1 protein-coding gene is annotated in these 390 nt (G+C 30.0%); it reads left to right on the plus strand.

The features are described 5' to 3' along the window. Positions 1 to 357, plus strand: a 357-nt coding sequence (locus K9U41_RS23700; RefSeq protein ID WP_282643264.1) for an Hsp20/alpha crystallin family protein, incomplete at its 5' end; no start/stop codon positions are given. Between the last annotated feature and the right edge of the window lie 33 nt (positions 358 to 390).

A 390-nucleotide genomic window follows, 5' to 3' on the forward strand; every position in this document is an offset into this window, starting at 1 on the left:
GTAGATGTTTTTCACACACCAGAAAAATCTTATTTACCTCAAATCGATGTTTATGAAAAAGATGGTTTCTTAAACTTTGATGTTGAGGTACCAGGCTTTAACAAAGAAGATATAAAAGTTACCTTGCAAGATAATGTGTTATCTATCACAGGCGAAAGAAAAGAAGAAAAAGAAGAAAAAGATAAGAAATATTACGTATGCGAAAGATCTTATGGAGCTTTTTCAAGAAGCTTTACATTAGGCGATGATGTTAATAAAGATAATATTGATGCTTCATACGAAAACGGTGTTTTGAAAATTAAACTTGCTAAAATTGAACCTGTTAAACCAGAAGTTAAACAAATAGAAATTAAATAATTAAACTAAAACAAGGGAGGTGTACTATGGCAC

The sequence above is a fragment of the Xanthobacter autotrophicus genome (assembly GCF_029991245.1).
GTDB lineage: Bacteria > Pseudomonadota > Alphaproteobacteria > Rhizobiales > Xanthobacteraceae > Xanthobacter > Xanthobacter autotrophicus_C.